This is a genomic window from Citrobacter sp. MGH100, from assembly GCF_001034465.1.
Lineage (GTDB): Bacteria > Pseudomonadota > Gammaproteobacteria > Enterobacterales > Enterobacteriaceae > Citrobacter > Citrobacter youngae.
This window is the reverse complement of record NZ_KQ089802.1, coordinates 205,588-226,575: the sequence shown is the minus strand read 5'-3', so window position 1 is coordinate 226,575 and position 20,988 is coordinate 205,588. Positions and strand designations below refer to the sequence as shown.

The window sequence follows — 20,988 nt, the reverse complement described above, 5'->3', positions numbered from 1 at the left end:
AAAATGCCCGATAGCGCAAGGCGATCGGGCATATTGAATGTAGGCCGGATAAGGTAATAGCCGCCATCCGGCACTGAAGGTTATTGCTCGGTGCTCGGTGTATTAATCATGCGGTTCAGCCATGGCACCATAATCGCCATTACAACCGTTACCGCCAGGGTCACCAGGCCTATCTTACTGAACACGTTAGTATAAATAGGCAGCGTCTGGAGTGGGTCGGTAATGTTTTCCGGTACTGCGGTAAACGTTGCGACGTAACCCCCCATCAGGAAGGCTGCTGCCTGCGTCAGGAACCACATCCCAAGAATAAAGCCCATCAGGTGTTGTGGCACCAGTGCGGCGACCATAGCCAGCCCCAGGGCGCTAATCAGCAGTTCACCCAGACTCTGGAACAGATACACCAGCACGATAAACCACGGCGACGTCAACCCCTGCGCATCAGCAAACCACATTCCGGCTGCGGCGGCAGTCAGGAAGCCTAGTGAGCACAGGAACATGCCAAGCGTAAACTTCATCGGCATGGTCAGGTCTTTGCCTTTGTTTCCCAGACGGGTATAGATAGCGGCCAGCACCGGACTCGCCAGTACCACCCAGAACGGGTTCAGCGCCTGGAAGCTTACCGGGTTGATGGCGAAACCAAGAATTTCATGGTGCACGTTATTGATAGCAAAGAAGTTCAGCGAAGTTGGCATCTGCGCGTACAGCACGTAGAACACCACCGCTTCCAGCATCAGGATAAAGGCCACGAACATCTTGTTGCGCCCGGTTTTATCCAGTTTGAAGGCCTGGCGGAAGAAGATGATAGTCACGGCAATCGACAGGACGATCAGCACCAGGTTGGCAACCTGTACATTGTGCATCAGCCAGGCGCAGATAAAGACCATCACAACCGTACCGGCCAGCACATAGAGCAGGTTACGGAAATTCAGCGGCTTATGGTCCGGCTCTGAACCGATATTCTTCACCATGCCACGACAGGCAAAGTAGACCAGTAGTGCAACGATAAGCCCGGCTCCGCACAGGTTGTAGGTCACTGCGTAGCCAAACTTATCGGCAATCACCGGCGCCAGTGACAGTGACAGCAGCGAACCGATGTTAATCGACATATAAAACAGGGTGAAAGCACCGTCCAGACGGGCGTCTTTCGGCGGATAGCATTTTGACAGCAGGCTTGCCGGGTTGGCTTTAAACAGCCCGTTACCGACGGCAATGGTACCCAAAGCAATAAAAATCAGGTCGGGCTTAAGCAGTGACATCCCGGTCATGAAGTAGCCGATCGCCAGCACAATGGCGCCGAGTACCAGCGTGCGTTTGGTCCCTAAAAGATGGTCGCCGACGTAGCCGCCGATGGATATCAGGCCGTAGACCAGCGCGGCAAATGCACCAAAGGTGACAAATGCCTGTTCCTGCGAAAAACCGAGCTGCTTAACAAAAAATACCGCCAGGATGCCCTGAACGCCGTAATAGCCAAATCGTTCCCATAATTCCACAAAGAAGATCATGAAGAACGGACGAGGTTGCTGCAGCAAGCCCGTAGGTGCAGTAGTATTCATATTCCTTCGCCTTTCAAAGCCATCCCGAAAAGTATGAACGCGTATGCTTAAACGCGCCGAAAAAGTCTTATTTTGTTATAGACTGCGGCGATTAGCCGTAAGGGTAGATTATTATAGAGATAGTTTTCGATCCAATTAGTTGATCACACTAATTATGATTTATTTGTTGGATTGATGTACTAATTGTGTCTGAATGATAAAAACAAAAACGCCCGCGCAGGCGGGCGTTTACAGGCTTAACGACTTGCAGCGCGCCGGGTTATCTCCCGACGGCCAGCGTTTTATGCTTCTTCGTCGTCACGCAGCGGAACAATCAACATGTCGACGTGAACAGTGTTGATCAGTTGACGCGCGGAGGACATCAGTTTGCTCCAGAAATCCTGGTGATGACCACAAACGACCAGATCCATGTCGTATTTTTTGATGGCATCAACCAGAACCTGACCCAGGTCGCCGCTACCGCTCAGGGTTTCGGTGATAGGGTAGCCTGCGTTGGTGGACAGCTCGGTTAACGCGTGGTGGGTTTCTTCAGAAATGCGTTTCTGCATGTCGCCCAGATTCACGTCGATTAGCCCGGTGTACAGGTCGGAATAGTTTACGTCAACGTGGATAAGGGAGACTTTCGCATTGTAAGGCCGTGCCATAGAGACCGCTTTTTCAACCAGAACTTTGCTTTCTGGAGAAAGATCAACCGCGATAAGAATGTGTTTATAAGCCATAGTGTTACTCCTTCCATAAGTTGTCGATGACTAGCCTGCTGGCGTTCATTTGCCGCCGCGTCATCCGCGTCCTGCGAACTTTATGCGCGGGGCTAGCCCAGTCGTAAAAACGTACCTTTTAAGGACTATCCTTACATTATAGCGACCGGGATAATCCGTCAATCCGCCTTGCTTGCCAAGTAGTTAAACAAATTTTTTAGTTAATTGCATTGATAGTGATTAACCTTCTGGCAAAAAAATTAACTAATCTCCTACACTATTTAGAGAGGCGCTCGGATGCGTGACACTAACACGAGCGGTTTCGGTTGTACTCTTCACTGAATGGTTTGGCAGGGTATTGGGGAGCGGTAGTCCCGGAAAGGCGTTCCGTGGGCGGGTCGCCGGGGAGGAGATATGATAAGCACCATTGCGTTATTCTGGGCTTTATGTGTCGTTTGCATTGTTAATATGGCGCGTTATTTTTCTTCGCTACGCGCACTGTTAGTGGTACTTCGTGGTTGCGATCCATTACTTTACCAGTATGTCGATGGGGGCGGCTTTTTTACCTCGCATGGGCAACCTAACAAGCAGATGCGTCTGGTGTGGTATATCTACGCTCAGCGTTACCGTGATCATCATGACGATGAGTTTATTCGCCGCTGTGAGCGGGTTCGCGGTCAGTTCATCCTTACCAGCGCGTTATGTGGGCTGGTGTTAATCAGTATGGTCGCGCTGATTATCTGGCACTGATTTCTACGACAGATATAAAAAAAGCGGGTCAGTTTCCTGGCCCGCTTTTTTACTGAGCATGCACTTAGATTAGCTTCAGGGAGAGCCAGTACAGCACCCCGGAAAGGATAATCGCTGCTGGCAGGGTGAAGACCCAGGCCATCAGAATGCTGGTTACCGTTTTACGCTGCAAACCACCACCGTCAACAACCATCGTCCCTGCAACAGAAGAGGAGAGAACGTGAGTGGTGGAAACAGGCATACCGGTGTAACTGGCGAGACCGATAGAGACTGCGGCAGTCATCTGTGCCGACATCCCCTGAGCATAGGTCATGCCTTTCTTACCGATTTTCTCACCAATAGTGGTCGCCACGCGACGCCAGCCAATCATCGTACCGCAGCCCAGAGCCAGAGCAACAGCCATGATAATCCAGACGGGTGCGTACTCAATGGTGCTCAGCATGTCGGTTTTCAGTTTCTTCAGCAGTCGCTGATCGTCGCTGCTTACGCCAGGCAGTTTCACGACTTTATCGGTGGTATCAGAGATGCACAGCATAATGCGACGCAGCTGGCTACGCTGCTCAACGCTTAACTTGTCGTAGGTTTCCAGGTTCGCCAGCATACCTTTTGCACGCTCAAGCGCGTTGATGGTATTTGCCGGGTGACAATGGAACTCTGCCGGTGTTGTTGTCGCCGTTTCCGTCGGAGACGGAACCAACTGATCAACGCCGGTCGCCTGTTTGAGCAGATCAGGACGCTGCTGGAAGTAGGTTTCGACGTTATTGATAGCATCACGGGTACGCGTAATTTCGTAACCAGAAGCATTCATATTCACCACGAAGCCTGCAGGCGCTACGCCAATCAGTACCAGCATTACCAGACCAATACCTTTCTGCCCATCGTTAGCGCCATGAGAAAACGCCACACCGATAGCGGAGAGGATCAGCGCGATACGCGTCCAGAACGGCGGCTTTTTCTTACCGTCTTTCTTTTCACGCTCTGCTGGTGTCAGGTGAATACGTGCCCGCTTCTTGGTGCCGTTCCAGTAACGACGCAGCAAGAAGATCAGACCGCCAGCGAACACCAGACCGACAATAGGGGAAATGATCAGCGAACCGAAAATATTGAGCACTTTCGGGATGTTAAGTGCATCCACCACTGAAGTCCCGTTCATCAACGCATTGGTTAAACCAATACCAATGATCGCGCCAATCAGCGTGTGGGAGCTGGATGCAGGCAGACCAAAGTACCAGGTACCGAGGTTCCAGATAATTGCCGCCAGCAGCATGGAGAACACCATGGCGAGGCCATGTGAAGAACCCATGTTGAGCAGCAGATCCGTTGGTAGCATATGCACGATGGCATAAGCTACGCTGAGACCACCCAGCAAAACACCAAAGAAGTTGAACAACGCAGCCATGACCACCGCCAATTGCGAACGCATTGCACGGGTATAGATCACGGTTGCGACAGCATTGGCTGTATCGTGGAAGCCGTTAATTGCTTCGTAGAACAGCACAAAAGCCAGAGCAAGCAATAATAAAAGCCCGGTATGTAAATCCAGGCCAGCAAACAAATGTAGCATAGGACGTTACGCCATTTTGAGGACATGAACGCGGCGCATTATCAGTGACTTTGGCGGCGCGGGCAAAGTGAAATATAGAGTTTTTTTGATTTGTCTCCTGCTTTGTTTTACACCACTAAAGAATTATCCTATAGAATTCAGGTAAATACCTATTATTGATAGTTTGGTGCTGGTGCGACCACTGAGGAATCTTTACAATTCACGCCCGCTTTTTAGAGAGGATCGCAACGTGGAAAGGTTTGATACCGTTATTATAGGCGCTGGCGCAGCGGGTATGTTCTGTGCCGCGCAGGCAGGGCAAGCAGGCAGTCAAGTACTGCTGATTGATAATGGTAAAAAGCCTGGACGTAAGATCCTCATGTCCGGCGGAGGGCGCTGTAACTTTACCAATCTTTATGTGGAACCGGCTGCATATTTGAGTCAAAACCCGCATTTTTGCAAATCGGCGCTGGCTCGCTATACGCAGTGGGACTTTATCGATTTGGTGGGTAAACACGGCATTGCCTGGCATGAAAAAACGCTCGGCCAGCTGTTCTGCGATGATTCGGCCCAACAAATCGTCGATATGCTGGTGGCCGAATGCGAAAAAGGTAACGTTACGATGCGTTTACGTAGCGAAGTCCTGAGCGTCGCACAGGATGATGATGGCTTCATTCTGGAACTGAACGGGATGACGGTCGGTGCGAAGAAATTGGTTATTGCCTCCGGTGGGCTTTCCATGCCGGGTCTGGGAGCAACGCCGTTTGGTTATAAAATTGCCGAACAGTTTGGTCTGAAGGTTCTGCCGACCCGTGCCGGTTTGGTGCCTTTCACGCTGCATAAGCCACTGTTGGAGCAGCTTCAGGTACTCTCAGGCGTGTCTGTTCCTTCCGTTATCACCGCTGAAGACGGCACCGTATTTCGTGAAAACCTGCTCTTTACGCACCGTGGGCTTTCAGGCCCGGCCGTTTTGCAAATTTCCAGTTTTTGGCAGCCCGGCGAATTTGTCAGCATTAATTTGTTGCCGGATGTTGACCTTGCGAGCTTCCTCGATGAACAACGAAGCGCACATCCAAATCAGAGCTTAAAGAACACGTTAGCGATGCAGTTGCCGAAACGTCTGGTGGAATGCCTGCAGCAATTAGGGCAAATCCCGGATGTGACGCTGAAACAACTTAACGTGCGCGATCAGCAATTGCTGGTCGAAACGCTGACCGAATGGCGGGTGCAGCCGAACGGTACCGAAGGGTATCGCACAGCGGAAGTCACGCTGGGAGGCGTGGATACCAACGAACTGTCTTCGCGCACGATGGAAGCCCGCAAAGTGCCAGGGCTGTACTTTATTGGTGAAGTGATGGATGTCACCGGCTGGTTGGGTGGGTATAACTTCCAGTGGGCGTGGTCGAGCGCCTGGGCATGTGCACAGGATTTGGTGTTGTCCGAGGACAATAAAGTTGTACACAAAGCACTAAAGTTGTAACCATTCTCAAAAAACGACGCTAATGTTGTATACTTACTGAATGTGTGGTTATAGGGTTGGAGACTATAAAATGCACATATAGGTACGTATCAATGTCGTTTTTAGGGTACGATCATGGCTAGGGGTAGGCGTCTCAAATCCTATTTGGATTATGAAAATGCGCTAGGTGACGGCATAGGAGTGGGCTATGGCCAAAGTTATCAGCCCTGGCTTAGAGCTCAGGACGTTAAATCCCGTGGAAACCGTTCGATAGTCTTTGGCCTTAAGACGTTTCGAAACCATCATCTCCTTTCTTCTGTCGAAAGTAACTTTTTCTATCTGGCTGAGTTTAATGACTCGGTGATTGATATCCGGGAACAATTCCCACTCTTTCCTCTCCGGCTTACCCAACAAATAGCAAATCATCTACATTTTCAACATCCTATGGTGAGGGGAGTAAGAGGAGTACCTGTCGAAGTTCTGAATGTTATGACAACCGATTTTTTACTGACCTTGAGAACTCCTGAAGGCGGACTTCGATACAAAGCTATAGCAGTAAAACATAACGAGAGCATACCTGAACGCGAAGCCCAAAAACTTGAAATAGAGAGGATGTTTTGGCAGTTGATTGATGTTGAGTTTCAAATTTATGTTGGCTCGGAACTCAATAACGTCGTCGGTAAAAACATTTGCTGGGCTACTTCTGTATTAAGAGATGGTTCTGAATTTTATGATAAATATCCTCTTGATAAAATCCTATGGAAGCTTAAACCAGATGTTTATCCCATAGTAGGACTACGTGCAATGATTTCATCAATCTTTGGGGTAGATGCACAAGAAGCGATGATGTTATTGCAGGCAATGATTGGATTAAAAATGATAAATGTTGATTTATCATATCCAATACTCGAAACCGGTCTGATAAAGATAATTTCCAATGACCACTATATAGGACTGAACGCAAATGGATATTATTAGGAATTCAGTCTGGCTCTCTCAAGGCACTGATTTGCTTGCAGAGGGACTTTACCGTGTTTTGGATTTTGACAGAAAGGTCGATTTGTTAATTTTGTTTAAAATAAAATCAGAAAGAACGGGTAAGCCAATCCCTTTCTCATTTTCAATGTTTAAATATTATATTGAATCAAATAGCATAACTTGTAAAGATTATATATATCCTTCATATATGTTAGTAGATGAGAAAGAATTAACAGATAAAGACAGAGGAAGGCGAGATGAAAATTACAATATCATTAAAGATCTTGTAGATGACAGAATGTTTCTGTTCGACTATGCATTACATAAAAAGTCGCACCTTTTAATGGATTACTCAAGAAATAAAAAAATATCACAATATACTATCAGAACGCTTCTGGCGTTGTATTGGCGACATGGGCAGGATATTTATGCATTGCTACCCGCATTCTCGAACTGTGGCGCCGCTGGGAAAAGTAGAATCAAACATGAAATTAAACTTGGGAATTCCAAAAAAAACAGAGCATTACCTAATGAACGATCACGTGTTTTCATTCTTAATGAAAGAGATATAAATAATATTAGAAAATCTCTCATTACGTATCATTATAAAGTTAACGGAGATACGATAAAGAAAACATTAGAGAGACATATTGATTTGTATTTTAGGGATGAAATTAAAACAGCAAACCTAGAAAATAGAGCTCCATATGTTCCTTCTTTAAAACAATTTTCATACTGGAATAAAAAACTCTTCACTAAAGATTTCTCGATAAATAAGAAGAACACGAAAAAAGAAATAGACCTCAAAATGCGGGCGCTTTTAGGTAGTGTGGCTAATACAACTGTTTTGCCGGGTGATGTTTTCGAAATAGACTCAACTGTCGCTGATGTACATCTTATTTCGAGTTTAAACAGACGAAAAGTCATTGGGCGTCCTACTATTTATACAGTGGTGGATCGTGCAACAAGAATGATTGTTGGCCTTCATGTTTCTTTATACCATGCTTCATGGCGAGCCGCCCGACAAGCGTTAGCAAATTGCTTTATGCCAAAAAAAGAATATTGTAGATTATTTGGAATCTCTATTACTGATGATGATTGGCCTTGTTCTCACATTCCATTAACATTGATGTGTGACAACGGGGAGATGATTGGTCTTAAACCTCAGGAAGAGATGACCCCCCTGACAAAACTTGAGTTTGCGCCAGTCGGTAGAGGCGACAGAAAAAGCATTGTTGAACGCTGTTTCGGCATTCTGAATGATGAGGTTATTCATAGGCTTATTGGAACAACACGAAGGGGAAAGATTGTTAAAGGAGAGCCAACACCGCAATCCAGGGCTTGTTTAACGATTCAGGAGGTCACGTCTTTACTGATTCGGGAGATACTTGCACATAATCAGAGAACGTATGAGGAACTGGCTTATATCAATCCCTTACTGATTGAAAATGATCTCGTAATATCACCAAAAAATAGTTGGATGATAAGCTTAAAGCACGGGAGATTCAGCGCAAGAGCCGTTGGGGCCGACGAAGTGATCGCACGATTGTTAATCCCTGTGAACGCTAACATTACCGCCGGTGGGATTCAGTACAATAATCTTTTTTATGAATGTGATCCTGAAATTGCATCAGGTGTCAGAGTATTTGGAAGAACCACTTGTGAAGCAAGAATAGATGACAATTGCGTAGATTATATATATGTAAGATTTGACAAAAATAGCATTTTCAAAAAACATTACCTACTTAAGAAAAGAGATGTATTTAAAGGGAAAGCTCATCTTGATACAGATGTAATGGCTGATTGGGTAGATACTCAAAAAGAAATTAATTTATTTACTCTGGATTCGCTCAGCAATATCAATAATAAAGATGAATTTAACAGGAAAGGTAACGAAAGATTAAATGAAATATACGAATCTCGCCGGGTACATGGTAAAGATATTAAAAAGAACAGGAAAAATGAACTTGATTCATTAGGGCGAACTCATGTTGCTAATGGAAGATCTGAACCCCTACTTCCTTCATCCAGTAATGTTCTGCTTTTGCCTGGCCGGGAGGAGAAACAAAGATGGTTAAAAGGTAAGAAGAAGACTGAGGACGCAGAATAATGAATCTTATACGGCGCGTTTCAGCGATATATAAAGAACAGGAGTTACCTGAGTATCGTGGCAATCCCTTAATTGAAGCACTTCCTGAAGCGCTTACGGAAGATGAAGTACTTCTGGAAATGAGTTATTTCCCCGAAATTGACGAAAAAATCCGCTGGACTGCCCCGGCGAATGTTAGAGAGCAGTATGTCGAACGTATAAAGAAATTCCGTTGCCCTCAAACCAATCTTATCCAGGCTTATAAGATGATCTTACGGGCACTTAGGGAAAGCTATGCAGCTCGTAATCCTTTAAAAAGCGGAACAATTCAATATCTTCATTACTATGGAAATGAGCGTCCTGATATTGAGCCAGAAAGTGGATATTTTAAATCCCAGGCTGAAACTATTACGATAGTTGGAATGAGTGGTTCTGGAAAAACTACCATGATTGAGCAAGTCATGGATCATTTCCCTCAGATTATAGAACACAGCAGCTATAAAGGAGTTTTTCCCGGCTTCAGTAAGCAAATTGTATGGGTAAAGATTAATTGTCCATACAATTCAAGTGTGAGAGACCTTTGTGAAGAGATTTTACAAAAATTAGATGATGCAATTGGTATTGAACGAACTACACCTGAGATTAGAAATGGTGCTCTGGCTCGCCAGATTGCACAAAGAATTAAATCATCATTTTTGGGTATCCTTGTTATTGATGAAATGCAGAGGCTTAAATTTTCAAGAACCGGGGGTGAGAGTAAGTTGATTGATTTTTTACATGAAATTGTAGATTCCATGGGGGTATCTATGGTTTTTTGTGGAAATCATCCTTTTGACGAGACGCTGACAAAGAAAATGAGAATTGCCAGGCGGGCAGAGTCTGGTGGTTACATGAAAATTAAGAATGTTAGATACGATTCACAAGACTGGCAATCGTTTATTCATTATTTATGGCCATTACAATGGACAAATGTTGAAACTCCATTAAATGATGAGTTAAACGAAAAATTATTCATTTTATCTAAAGGCAATATTGGATTGGCTCAGATGATTTATCGGGGGGCACAATTAAAGGTTATCGGTAGCGGCAATGAAATCATCACTGGCGCAGTCTTGTCGGCCTCTGTACCGGTACTCGTGAGTCATACGGAGGAATATAAGGATACTCCACTCCCGGGGGCCGCGACTGAAGATGAGGAAGCTAAATGGCTCTCTGCATCTAATGAGGGTGATGCTTCGGCTAAAATCATGGCAGAGAAGTCCCTAAAGTCTTTGATCCCTGGGGATATAGACAGGCCACAGCACAAGGAATTCGTAGGAAAAATAGACGAGGTTTTGCGCAATTTCGACGAGAAAATACTGTCTCTTGACCACGATCTTGTTATCAACAGAACAGCTGAAAAGAAAAATACCTACGATGCTCTTCAGCGTTGCGGGCTTATAAATATAGATCCACTTAATAAATTGTAATGAGGTAACAGTTCGTAACGGTCAAAGAGAGGTGTGGGAAATGAGAATGTTGCCTGTTTTGCCTGATGAATCCTTGTTCAGCCGGTTTTGTCGGACAACTACCGTGTACGGTATGTCCCCATCTTCTCTGTTAACGATCATTTTCAACAAACCTGATATGAACGTCCATCCAATTCTCAATTCAGGATTAAAGGCTATTTCTCTTCATACATCCGAAAGTGCAGATCAGCTCTGGCATGAACAGACTTTACTCCCTCTTTTTGCCTGGGCACTACCAATCAGTCGTAATGAAATTATGGATTTCAACACGACCCCTGCCAGGCTTAATCGATTGTGCCGCCTTAGTAATTTTTCACTAGGGCAGCGCACACTATTGAAGTTTTGCCCGGTTTGCGCTCGTGAAGATACTTTTCATTATGGTGTTACTTATTGGCATCTGGCGCATCAGCTTCATGGGGTTACAACCTGCCATCGGCATCCGGTAGCGCTTGAAAGCATCCATGTCCCTTCTTCACCGCACATACGTATTGGACTGATGCCTCCTGTTTCGTATACAGAACAACTTAGCAATGAGATAGACTTCGATTTTGCTAAGTTTTGTTATGAGTCCCTAAATATAATCAGAAGAAAAGATATTACACACCCCAATTACATGGATGTACTTAAAAAGTTGAATTTATTATCATTGGATGGAAATTTAAAGAAAAATGTATTCTACGCACATGTTTATGCTAAGTGCCAGTTATTTGGGGAGGGTTCATCGGGACTTATACCAACATCCCTAACTGATTATCATTACTGGGAGCCTATACTCAAAGACAAATGTTGTCAGCATCCCACAAAGCATCTTTTGCTTTGTTATTGTTTGTTAAATACTTGCTGGCCAACGTATGCAGGAAGTCGTACTAATAAAAAGAAAGAAATCTTTAAAAGTCATAAGAAATACAGTTTTCATATAGTTGAAAATAATACTAGTGTTAGCAACCTTGGGAAGGAATTTAGTCGCAGCAGATGTTACATTAAAACACTTATTTATAAAAAATACCTGAGGGCGTTTAAGCGAAACACAAAAATTAATATATTCACTGAATTGCTTATCAAGTCTATGGCTGTAAGGGGGTTTAGTCTGGCATCCATAGCTGAGAAAAACTCATTATCGGAAGGAGCTGTATCCTCTGTAATTTCATCTTGTTACGGTTTATGCTCATGGCGTAAAAAATGTAAAAAAGATTCTTTAAGACGGCGTCATAAGCAGAAAATATTAAGATTTATACATAATCAATCCGTTTCTATAACACGAAAGTTAGTCAAAGAAAGTTGTTATGCAAGTTTCTATTGGCTAAATAAACATGAATGTGACTGGCTTAATTCCTGTCTTCCTAAAACAATACGATGCTATAAAAATAAAAGAGTAGACTGGAGCGAGAGAGATATTATCTCATCATCATTAATAAATGATGTTTTATCTCAGGGGCAGTACTCGATGTCACTTACAAGTCTAGATGCTTTACTGGGAGGGCATGGCTGGCTTTTGAAATACAGAGATAAACTACCAATGACAATGATACTTCTCAGAAAAATGGAACTAATTAAATAAGAGGGAGTTATATGGTTTACGAAAATGAATTGTGGCACAGTTTTCTTCTGCGTTCACAGATAATGTATAACTTATCCAATTGCAGGAACATAATATCAAAGTGAATCGCCACGGGTTTAACAGACACCTCAGAGTCATTTAAGATGGCTTAAAGAGAGGTGCCCATGAGCGGTAAGCGTTATCCCGAAGAGTTTAAAATTGAAGCAGTCAAACAGGTTGTTGATCGCGGTTATTCTGTTGCCAGCGTTGCAACACGTCTCGATATCACCACCCACAGCCTTTACGCCTGGATAAAGAAGTACGGTCCGGATTCTTCCACTAATAAAGAAGAGTCAGATGCTCAGGCCGAGATCCGCCGTCTCCAGAAAGAGCTGAAGCGGGTTACCGACGAACGGGACATATTAAAAAAAGCCGCGGCGTACTTCGCAAAGCTGTCCGACTGAGGTACGCCTTTATCCGTGACAACACCTGTTGCTGGCCTGTTCGCCTGCTCTGTCGGGTGCTGGATGTTCATCCCAGTGGTTTTTACGCCTGGCTTCAGCAGCCGCATTCACAACGCCATCAGGCAGACCTGAGACTGACAGGACAGATTAAACAGTTCTGGCTGGAATCGGGATGCGTCTATGGTTATCGCAAAATCCATCTGGATCTGCGGGACAGCGGGCAACAGTGCGGAGTGAACAGAGTCTGGCGACTGATGAAACGTGTCGGGATAAAGGCTCAGGTCGGATACCGGAGCCCGCGGGCACGTAAAGGCGAGGCCAGTATCGTGTCGCCCAACAGGCTCCAGCGACAGTTCAACCCGGATGCTCCGGATGAGCGTTGGGTAACGGACATAACCTACATCAGGACCCACGAAGGCTGGCTGTATCTTGCCGTGGTTGTTGATCTGTTCTCACGCAAAATTATCGGCTGGTCCATGCAATCCCGGATGACAAAGGACATTGTCCTGAACGCACTGCTGATGGCTGTATGGCGGCGTAATCCCCAAAAACAGGTGCTGGTTCATTCGGATCAGGGCAGTCAGTACACAAGCCATGAGTGGCAGTCGTTCCTGAAATCACACGGCCTGGAGGGCAGCATGAGCCGTCGCGGTAACTGCCATGATAATGCGGTTGCAGAAAGCTTTTTCCAGTTGTTGAAACGCGAACGGATAAAGAAAAAGATCTACGGAACGCGGGAAGAAGCCCGCAGCGATATTTTTGATTACATCGAAATGTTTTATAACAGTAAGCGTCGGCATGGTTCTAGCGATCAGATGTCACCGACAGAATATGAAAACCAGTATTATCAACGGCTCGGAAGTGTCTAGATTATCCGTGGCGATTCAGAGCATGGCGCACTAAGGTACGATGCCTTTCCTCGTTTCGAACTGATTGATATGTACAAATTGCATAGCTTGCAGGATATATATGACATTCTTGCCACTAGAAATGGTTATATACTAACTTCCAATATAGTGTCGTTATCTTCTGGTGTTTACGGGTATTTTAACGCTGTTGAAGATGCCTGTCGGAAAAATTTTCACATAACTAATTCATATCCATTGGTAAACATCTCAAACATTCGTTACTGTCACAAATGTATTGTTGAAGATATACACTCTAAAGGCATTGGTTATCTGCGTCATAGATGGTTGTTTGAATCTAAATGTGCAGTTCATAGTACCAGTTTATATGAGGTTTGTTTTGATAACTATTTGAATGCAGTGAAAGGACTTAGTGACTTAATTATAAGTGGAATAAATCCTCATGGTTATTGTTCCCTTGTGGTTGACGTTTCAAACCCTTTCAAAAATCCAGTGTATATATTACCATGTGCACGTAATAAAATTTTAAAATGGATTTCGGACAATAAAAATATGCTGATTTACTTTCTCTTTGATCTCTTCAAATGTAAGTCGCATTCAAGTTTATCTAAGGTTATCGAAGTCAAGATAATGCATGATAGATATATTTCTGCGGTGTTCAAGATGTTAAGTGAAGTTAATTTTTGTAATTTCAACTCATTTATTTCTGATATTTTTGAGGACGTAAGTTATGCCTCTATCGGACTTGATGATTATTCTGTTAATGTGCATTTTCTCAGGCTAAGGGCTGCAGATTGTAAATTTTGCCAGTTGAATGGTAAATATTTTTGCTCACTTTACAATGTAAAACTTCTTCGCTAATTTCACTTCATTTATAAAATACTAAGAAAGCTAGTTAGATAAGGTTTTATATTTTGACTGGGGCAGGAATAAATTATCACTCATAGAGTTTCCCTGGGGGTTACCACCTGTGTATGATGCCGGTTAGCAACAACGTCTAAAAGACCTGCGATCACGTGGGTCCCTCTCCAGCAAAGGGGCAAGGGGTGCTATATAACGGTGTACTGCTTACCCAATACGGCCTTGTATTTGAAAGATGCCGCATCTTGGCAGGATTCGTATTACAGCCTATAGTCTGTTAATGAGCATTACAGCCTATATGCTGTAAATCCCTGCGTTATGCTTGTTAACTCGTCGATACGGAAGGTCACTTATGAACACTCAATACGCTTTGAAGACTTTGAATCAGTTACGTCCTGTTTTAATCGGCTTTCGCAAAGCCAATGGACTGACGCAAAAAGATGTTTCTGAACGTTTGGGTATAACACAGCAAACTTATGCCCGACTAGAGGCCAACCCTGCAAGTGCGGGTTTTGAGCGTTTGTTTAGGGTGTTCAGCGTCCTTGGAGTGGAGATCGTACTTTCATCCAGGGAACCATTGTCAGATGCAAAGCCCGAATACGGAGCTATGCACAATTATTCTTCACTTCCAGCCAGGCGGGAGAAATGGTGACGCCTGGCGCTTCCCGGTCTAATTTTTCTTCAACAAGATTAACCCCTTAGCGGCCTGAAGTATCAGGTTGCGATAGAGCCTTTCATTTCTTCTGTTATGTTAAATACACCATTTTGAGCTATTTCGCTCGGCCTTAAATTATCTCTTCATTCTTCAGTGAAAATTTTATGTCGATCACATTATCGATGAATTTAGGAAATAATCCGTAAATGAAAATCTATCTTCTTTTAAATTCATCAGTGTCAGTAGCAAATATTACGCATAAAAGAATGGTTATTATTATCATTTAAATTATAAAGCTCATGAGTCAATTCCAAAAAATATAATAAGCATTGAAATCATTACCCGTGATTCTGGAGTTTTAACTTTGCCATGTAACCAACCACAAGTTAGTTTCCGGTGTTTTGAGGGGCAGTAAAGTTCTGAAAGCGCGACCAGATCATAATCCCGAAATGTCGTTAAGATATTCTGAATAACGGTTATCCCTGCTTGTTGGCAGGCATTTGAAAATATATTTTGTATTCAGGTTGCAGCAAAACGCTTTCTTACACACAGGACTTCATATGCGGCTCAGAAAATTAAAACTGAAAAACTTCAGAGGCTACAGAAACTCTACTGAAATCATTATTGATGAAAGCATGACGGGTATTGTCGGTCGTAATGACTTTGGGAAATCAACGCTTCTGGAAGCGCTGGCTATTTTTTTTGAAACAGAAGGAATGAAGGCTGACAAGAATGACATGAACTGTTTCAGCCTAAGAGAAGGGGACGGCCGTTTTGAAATAGCCTGTGAATTTGATGACCTGCCCGATTTTATCATGATCGACGACAGGGTGCAGACCACGCTCGCCTCAGAACATCTGCTGAATGAGGACGGCAATTTTGAAATCGTCAAAACGTTTAAAGCAACGACCTCAGGAAAACCGGAGCAGACCTGCATCCGCTGCATCCACCCGGATGAGGAGCCCCTGAGAAATTTACTGGGCATGAAAATTTCTGAGCTCAAGGCGGTGGGAAAAGAAGTTGAAAAAAATGTGGCGGATAAACGCACTGCATCGTTATGGCGTCAGGCCATCAGGGAAGCCGCAGCCCCCTATACCTGTTCGGAAATTATGCTGGATGTCGATAAAGAGTTCGGAACCGACACAAAATCATTATGGGGTAAGATCCTCGATTTGCTGCCCACGTATGCGATTTTCAAAGCCGACAGGGAAAGCAGCGACGGGGATTCCGAAGCTAAAAACCCCTTACAGCAGGCCGTAAAAGACGCTCAGGCTGCGCTGCAGGACAAAATTACAGCGCTGGAAAATGAGATTCAGGACAGCGTCCTGGATGTCGCACAGAGAACGCTGGATAAATTACGTGAAATGGCCCCCGAACTCGCCAGTGAACTGACTCCACGATTTAAGGAGAAACCCAAGTGGACCTTCAATTTCACCCTGGACGGGGAAAATGGCATCCCCATCAATAAGCGCGGCAGCGGGATAAGGAGGCTTATCCTGTTGAATTTTTTTCGGGCTGAGGCTGAAAAGAATGTCGCGGGGACGCCCAGAAATGTGATTTATGCCATAGAGGAGCCTGAAACGTCACAGCATCCGAACTATCAGATGATGCTGATGAAAGCGTTACTGGCACTGGCAGGCCAGCCGCACCGTCAGATTATCGTCACCACCCATGTCCCGGCGCTGGCCGGATTAATCCCTGTCGAAGGCGTACGTTATGTTACCCGAAATGAGGCGGGTGAACCCGTAGTAAAAATGCCGGATGACGCAGTGCTGAAGGAAGCCACTGAAAGCCTGGGGGTGCTGCCAGAGACCGGTATGGAAAGGGCGCAGGGGATTGTTCTGGTAGAGGGAAAGTCGGATGTTACTTTCCTGAGGCATGCGGCCAGTTCATTAAAACAGTCAGGTGCGCTGCCAGCCTCTCTGGAGGACGTGAAAATAGTGCCAGTCCTCATAGGAGGGTGTGGTAGCGTCAAACACTGGGTTACATTGAATCTGGCCAAAGATCTGGGGCTTCCCTGGTGCGTATTTCTGGACTCCGATATTGGGGGAGACCCTGCACAGGTTCTGTCCATCCAGAAGCGTAAAAAAGAAGTAGAGGAGGCCGGTAAGGTATTTTTCGCTACGCGCAAACGTGAGATAGAAAACTATCTGTGCCCGGATCTTATCGAGGAAATTACTGGTGTAGCCGTCACGTTTACGGACACCTGTGACGCTAAAAAAATAATCGGCCGGGCTGTGGGAATGAAACCCGATAATGTACTAGATAAATTCTGGCCTCAGATGACATCAGAAAGAATCATCTCAAGATCAACCTATCATGACGGAACGCAGGAGAGAAGCGAGCTGGTTGAGATCCTGAGCGACATTGTATCCATGACGAGATAATGTATTAAATAAGCATCTCAGGTGCATATATTCCGGTCCTCAACAAAGGACCGGAGTACAGAGTAGTAAAAACCCGAAATTAATCGGGTTTGAATTATATAAAGATTAACCGACTCCCGCGCCCAGGAACGATGTAAAATCACGCTTGTCGTGACATTTCTACAATGTTTACTTTTGACTATCAAGCCATTTATTCATCTGCTCAATTTCACCTTTTTGAGCTTTAATGATGTCCTGCGCGAGCTTTCTCATTTTCGGATCTTTTCCGTATTTGAGCTCGGTCTCAGCCATTGCTATTGCCCCTTCATGGTGCGCTACCATGCCTTTCGCAAAAGCCTTGTCGGGATCGGACTCATTTACGGCAGCCATCATTTTGTCATGCATGTCTTTCATGCCAGCCATATATTCCTGTGACGAAGCCGAGGTAGACATATCAGTCATTTTCATTTCTGAATGTTCTGCTGAAATCGCTGGCAGGGATAACATTAATACTGCAAATAAAGTGTTTCTGGCTTTCATAAAAAATATCCTTTTAGCGTTGATGCCCGTTAACTGTAGCAGAATCTGATAAAAATGCCCCCTGTAGGGGGCAAAGATGTTGCCATATATCCGGTTACGGAAAAATCTATCAAGGAAATAAGGACAGCACAGATACTTCCCTCGCCGTCAGCCTGCACTGAGCATGCGACGATGCGCTTCGGCCATGGCCTGATGTGGGCCAGACTGACCGTTATTCATAAATTCATGGGCAACTGCAGCTCTTTCATGCTCATTCATTGCCGCTAATGACTTCGACGGCCCGGTAGGGGAAACGGTCTGACTTCCCATCATCCTCTGATGACTTTCCACCATTTTCTGGTGCGCATCCGCCGACCCGTTCGTCATGGTTTCATGAGCAATAATGGCCTGTTCATGCTGGTCCATACCGGCCATACGAGGTGCAGTCCCCTGGATCCCGACAGGAGCCGCAGCAGACTGCATCTGGTGAGCAGGTGCCTGTGCATTGTTGACCCGCTCATGGATATTCACGGTTTCAGTGGCCCAGGCCGAAGAAATTAAGCCAAAGCCCAGCAAGGATGCTAATACGATATTTTTCATGATAACTCTCCATTTCTTAATTAGTGATGTCCGGGGGAGTACAACCGGTGTTTTCAGTTCCATAACTGAAACAGGTTCGGAAGTGTTTATTTCTCCGGGAGGGGACTGGATATTCATTTCCTGGCGTCCACTGACGCCGGATATTGATAAAGCAATCCAGCCTTCCTGATAAGTTGCACTAATTATATCGAATGGCTTCTGTTTGCTGCATGACAGGCTAATGACATCTTTGTCATTTAAATCTTTATTCCCAGCACTGGGTGTCCGGAATCATTTTCTCCAGTCTGGGCACGGATAAGATAAAACGCGTTGAGTGTACGTCCGATTCCACCTGCACTCTTCCGTGATGTGCTTCCACGATTGACTTCACAATCGCAAGGCCGATGCCGCTGCCTTCTCCTTTTCGTTGTCTGGACGGATCCACCCGATAAAAACGGTCAAACAACCTTGATAAATGCTCTTCAGGGATTGGTTTCCCCGGATTTTCAATCACAAGGTCAAAAAAGCTCTCCTGCTCTCTTATTGAGACGGTGATTGCCTGTCCCTCCGGGGTATAACGCAGGGCATTGGATAACAGATTATTGATCGCCCTTCTGAACATTTGTGGATCTCCCTCAACCAGGCAGGGCATCCCGTTAAATTTGAGCGTGATATTGCGTTCTTCGGCCCAGGCTTCGAAAAACTCGAAGACTTTCATGACTTCCGCTCTGAGGTCAAACATGACCCTGTCAGGTATCAGCTGATTATTATCTGCCTGTGCCAGGAACAGCATATCGCTGACCATTTTGGTCATCCGGTTATACTCTTCAAGACTGGAATAGAGGACATCCTCAAGTTCCCTCTGTGTTCGATCCTGACTCAGTGCGATTTCAGTCTGCGTCACCAGATTGGTGATGGGCGTTCTGATCTCATGCGCGATATCGGCAGAGAAATTGGCCTGGCGGGTAAAGACATCCTCAATCTTTCCAATCATATGATTGAACGAGATAACCAGTTGCTCCAGCTCAATGGGAACGCGTGTCGGTTCCAGTCGCGCATCAAGATTCTCGGAGGTGATGTTTTTAATGGCATTGCTGACATTACGAAGGGGCAGGTGCCCCTGACGGACAGCGATTCGAATGATCAGAACAATCAACAGGCTTATCACGACGGCAATCGCAATCAGGTTCTTTTTCAGCGCATCGAGGTAATGGAGATGGAAATTAATGGATAGGCCAGTCAGCATGACATAGTTCTGCTGTTTGCCCTGAAATATCGCCTGACCAGAGGAGGCGATAATCCTGTATGTTTCCATCTTCATTTCGGACCCGGTATCCATCGGTCCCGCAGGATCCTCCACCGTCCAGAGAAAGACATCCCGTGCGCGGCTGTGCTCGCTAAAATCTGCTGAATTCACTGCCGGGCGTAGTGCCGCCCCCTGAGCTGAGCTAAAGAGCACTTCCCCCCTGGGATTGAGGAGCAAAAGGGCAACGTTGCGGTAGCTGGCAATTGATTCCTTTATTTTGCTTATTTTTTTATCATCCGGATCCACCGGGGACTGCAGTATACGGTTCAGTGTGGTGCTGATTTGTTGAAGATCGCTGACATCCTGCTCGGCAAAATGATTTTCAACAGAATGCAGCATAAACCAGGTGAATGCGATAAAAGCCAGTATCGTGGACAGGCTGATAAAAAAGGTCAGCCGCAGAGCGAGTGAGAAAGGGCGTCTGGAAGGTTTGCTATGCATCCGGGACCTCCAGCATGTAGCCCACGCCCCGGACTGTCTGGATCAGCTTTGTCTCGTAATCGTTGTCTATTTTAGCGCGGAGTCGCTTTACTGCGACATCGATCGCATTAGTGTCGCTGTCAAAATTCATGTCCCAGACCTGAGAGGCAATCAGGGAGCGGGGAAGAACCTCTCCCTGATGGCGAATGAAGAATTCCAGCAGGCTGAACTCTTTACTGGTGAGCACAATGCGGTTTCCGGCGCGACTGACTTTTCTGGATACGAGATCAATCGAGAGGTCAGCCACCTTAAACTGGCTTTCCGTGATCATCGTGTTTCCCCGCCTCAGAAGGGTTCTCACCCGGGCGAGCAGTTCGGCAAACGCAAAGGGTTTAACCAGATAATCGTCCGCACCCAGTTCCAGTCCTTTGACCCTATGTTCGATCGTGCCGAGGGCTGTCAGCAGTAAGACCGGCATACCCTTTCCGGCAGTGCGCAGCATGCGGATGATATCCCAGCCGTTCACATCAGGTAGCATGATATCCAGAATGACTAAATCATACTCGGCTGTCATGGCGAGATGATATCCGGTAAGACCATTATCAGCGTGATCCACTACGAACCCTGCCTCTGTAAGCCCTTTGCTGAGATATTCACCTGTTTTAATTTCGTCTTCGACGATCAATATTTTCATCTTGCTCCCCGGCTGGCTGCTAATGTCATTCTATTGCGCCCACGATCGTTATCAACGGATTACAGCAAAAATGACAACATTGTCATTATCCTGTCACCCGGCAAACAGAGAGCGTTAGGTAAAGTACCCCTATCAATACTCTG

At 45.4% G+C, this 20,988-nt stretch carries 17 protein-coding genes; 10 read left to right on the top strand and 7 right to left on the bottom strand.

All coding sequences use genetic code 11. The annotated features are described in order from the left end of the window. Positions 1–80: 80 nt before the first annotated feature. Positions 81–1,553: a dipeptide/tripeptide permease DtpB gene (dtpB, locus tag SK32_RS18940; protein WP_048213628.1), complete on the bottom strand. Its 1,473-nt coding sequence runs from the start codon at positions 1,551–1,553 to the stop codon at positions 81–83. Between the two features lie 281 nt (positions 1,554–1,834). Next, the gene (gene uspA / locus SK32_RS18935) at positions 1,835–2,272 is read right to left on the bottom strand and encodes a universal stress protein UspA (RefSeq protein ID WP_003023368.1); all 438 of its coding nucleotides are present in this window, start codon (positions 2,270–2,272) and stop codon (positions 1,835–1,837) included. Between the two features lie 393 nt (positions 2,273–2,665). On the opposite strand from uspA, the gene uspB reads away from it, so the two are divergent. Beyond that, positions 2,666–3,001: a universal stress protein UspB gene (gene uspB, locus SK32_RS18930; protein ID WP_003023371.1), complete on the top strand. Its 336-nt coding sequence runs from the start codon at positions 2,666–2,668 to the stop codon at positions 2,999–3,001. 64 nt (positions 3,002–3,065) lie between these two features. Here the strand turns inward: uspB and pitA are convergent, their stop codons facing one another. Continuing rightward, positions 3,066–4,565 carry an inorganic phosphate transporter PitA gene (gene pitA, locus SK32_RS18925; protein WP_048213627.1) on the bottom strand — a complete coding sequence of 500 codons (1,500 nt, stop codon included), beginning with the start codon at positions 4,563–4,565 and terminating at the stop codon, positions 3,066–3,068. Between the two features lie 229 nt (positions 4,566–4,794). Here pitA and SK32_RS18920 point away from each other — a divergent pair, with 229 nt between their 5' ends. The 9 genes from SK32_RS18920 to SK32_RS18885 all read left to right on the top strand — a co-directional run bounded on the left by SK32_RS18920 (position 4,795) and on the right by SK32_RS18885 (position 17,348). After that, complete coding sequence (locus SK32_RS18920; RefSeq protein ID WP_048213626.1) at positions 4,795–6,024, top strand: BaiN/RdsA family NAD(P)/FAD-dependent oxidoreductase; 1,230 nt, start codon at positions 4,795–4,797, stop codon at positions 6,022–6,024. Between the two features lie 114 nt (positions 6,025–6,138). Beyond that, a complete protein-coding gene (locus SK32_RS18915) occupies positions 6,139–6,981 on the top strand; it encodes a TnsA endonuclease N-terminal domain-containing protein (RefSeq protein WP_000090707.1) in 843 nt (280 codons plus the stop codon). After that, positions 6,968–9,091: a transposase gene (locus SK32_RS18910; RefSeq protein ID WP_000351437.1), complete on the top strand. Its 2,124-nt coding sequence runs from the start codon at positions 6,968–6,970 to the stop codon at positions 9,089–9,091. The genes SK32_RS18915 and SK32_RS18910 overlap by 14 nt, the downstream gene beginning before the upstream one ends. Then, positions 9,091–10,539: an ATP-binding protein gene (locus SK32_RS18905; protein ID WP_001049180.1), complete on the top strand. Its 1,449-nt coding sequence runs from the start codon at positions 9,091–9,093 to the stop codon at positions 10,537–10,539. The genes SK32_RS18910 and SK32_RS18905 overlap by 1 nt, the downstream gene beginning before the upstream one ends. A 40-nt stretch (positions 10,540–10,579) precedes the next feature. After that, the gene (locus tag SK32_RS25165; protein ID WP_001324699.1) at positions 10,580–12,136 is read left to right on the top strand and encodes a TnsD family Tn7-like transposition protein; all 1,557 of its coding nucleotides are present in this window, start codon (positions 10,580–10,582) and stop codon (positions 12,134–12,136) included. 164 nt (positions 12,137–12,300) lie between these two features. After that, positions 12,301–13,448 (top strand): IS3 family transposase gene (locus SK32_RS18895; protein ID WP_087770335.1). Its coding sequence is split into 2 segments (ribosomal slippage): positions 12,301–12,538 and positions 12,538–13,448, totalling 1,149 coding nucleotides; the frame shifts between segments, so codons are not numbered across the junction. Positions 13,449–13,517: 69 nt separating this feature from the next. Next, the gene (locus SK32_RS26495) at positions 13,518–14,306 is read left to right on the top strand and encodes a hypothetical protein (protein WP_231591590.1); all 789 of its coding nucleotides are present in this window, start codon (positions 13,518–13,520) and stop codon (positions 14,304–14,306) included. A 352-nt stretch (positions 14,307–14,658) separates the two neighbouring features. Next, complete coding sequence (locus SK32_RS18890) at positions 14,659–14,958, top strand: helix-turn-helix domain-containing protein (RefSeq protein WP_001097216.1); 300 nt, start codon at positions 14,659–14,661, stop codon at positions 14,956–14,958. Positions 14,959–15,521: 563 nt separating this feature from the next. After that, a complete protein-coding gene (locus tag SK32_RS18885) occupies positions 15,522–17,348 on the top strand; it encodes an AAA family ATPase (RefSeq protein WP_001239419.1) in 1,827 nt (608 codons plus the stop codon). Between the two features lie 168 nt (positions 17,349–17,516). Here SK32_RS18885 and copM read toward each other — a convergent pair whose 3' ends face one another. The 4 genes from copM to silR all read right to left on the bottom strand — a co-directional run bounded on the left by copM (position 17,517) and on the right by silR (position 20,845). Then, positions 17,517–17,867, bottom strand: coding sequence for a CopM family metallochaperone (gene copM, locus SK32_RS18880; RefSeq protein WP_000647571.1), 351 nt, complete (start codon positions 17,865–17,867; stop codon positions 17,517–17,519). Positions 17,868–18,014: 147 nt separating this feature from the next. Beyond that, the gene (gene silE / locus SK32_RS18875; protein ID WP_000790485.1) at positions 18,015–18,446 is read right to left on the bottom strand and encodes a silver-binding protein SilE; all 432 of its coding nucleotides are present in this window, start codon (positions 18,444–18,446) and stop codon (positions 18,015–18,017) included. Between the two features lie 244 nt (positions 18,447–18,690). Then, on the bottom strand, positions 18,691–20,172 hold the full coding sequence (gene silS, locus SK32_RS18870) for a copper/silver sensor histidine kinase SilS (protein WP_000555736.1): 1,482 nt from the start codon (positions 20,170–20,172) through the stop codon (positions 18,691–18,693). Further along, positions 20,165–20,845 (bottom strand): copper/silver response regulator transcription factor SilR, encoded by a 681-nt coding sequence (gene silR, locus SK32_RS18865; RefSeq protein ID WP_000697968.1) that lies wholly within the window; start codon positions 20,843–20,845, stop codon positions 20,165–20,167. The genes silS and silR overlap by 8 nt, the downstream gene beginning before the upstream one ends. Positions 20,846–20,988 lie beyond the last annotated feature (143 nt).

Coding starts and splice junctions, on each gene's coding strand:
- dtpB (WP_048213628.1), bottom strand. CDS start 1,553: ATGAATACTACTGCACCTACGGGCTTGCTGCAGCAACCTCGTCCGTTC.
- uspA (WP_003023368.1), bottom strand. CDS start 2,272: ATGGCTTATAAACACATTCTTATCGCGGTTGATCTTTCTCCAGAAAGC.
- uspB (WP_003023371.1), top strand. CDS start 2,666: ATGATAAGCACCATTGCGTTATTCTGGGCTTTATGTGTCGTTTGCATT.
- pitA (WP_048213627.1), bottom strand. CDS start 4,565: ATGCTACATTTGTTTGCTGGCCTGGATTTACATACCGGGCTTTTATTA.
- SK32_RS18915 (WP_000090707.1), top strand. CDS start 6,139: ATGGCTAGGGGTAGGCGTCTCAAATCCTATTTGGATTATGAAAATGCG.
- SK32_RS18910 (WP_000351437.1), top strand. CDS start 6,968: ATGGATATTATTAGGAATTCAGTCTGGCTCTCTCAAGGCACTGATTTG.
- SK32_RS18905 (WP_001049180.1), top strand. CDS start 9,091: ATGAATCTTATACGGCGCGTTTCAGCGATATATAAAGAACAGGAGTTA.
- SK32_RS25165 (WP_001324699.1), top strand. CDS start 10,580: ATGAGAATGTTGCCTGTTTTGCCTGATGAATCCTTGTTCAGCCGGTTT.
- SK32_RS26495 (WP_231591590.1), top strand. CDS start 13,518: ATGTACAAATTGCATAGCTTGCAGGATATATATGACATTCTTGCCACT.
- SK32_RS18890 (WP_001097216.1), top strand. CDS start 14,659: ATGAACACTCAATACGCTTTGAAGACTTTGAATCAGTTACGTCCTGTT.
- SK32_RS18885 (WP_001239419.1), top strand. CDS start 15,522: ATGCGGCTCAGAAAATTAAAACTGAAAAACTTCAGAGGCTACAGAAAC.
- copM (WP_000647571.1), bottom strand. CDS start 17,867: ATGAAAGCCAGAAACACTTTATTTGCAGTATTAATGTTATCCCTGCCA.
- silE (WP_000790485.1), bottom strand. CDS start 18,446: ATGAAAAATATCGTATTAGCATCCTTGCTGGGCTTTGGCTTAATTTCT.
- silS (WP_000555736.1), bottom strand. CDS start 20,172: ATGCATAGCAAACCTTCCAGACGCCCTTTCTCACTCGCTCTGCGGCTG.
- silR (WP_000697968.1), bottom strand. CDS start 20,845: ATGAAAATATTGATCGTCGAAGACGAAATTAAAACAGGTGAATATCTC.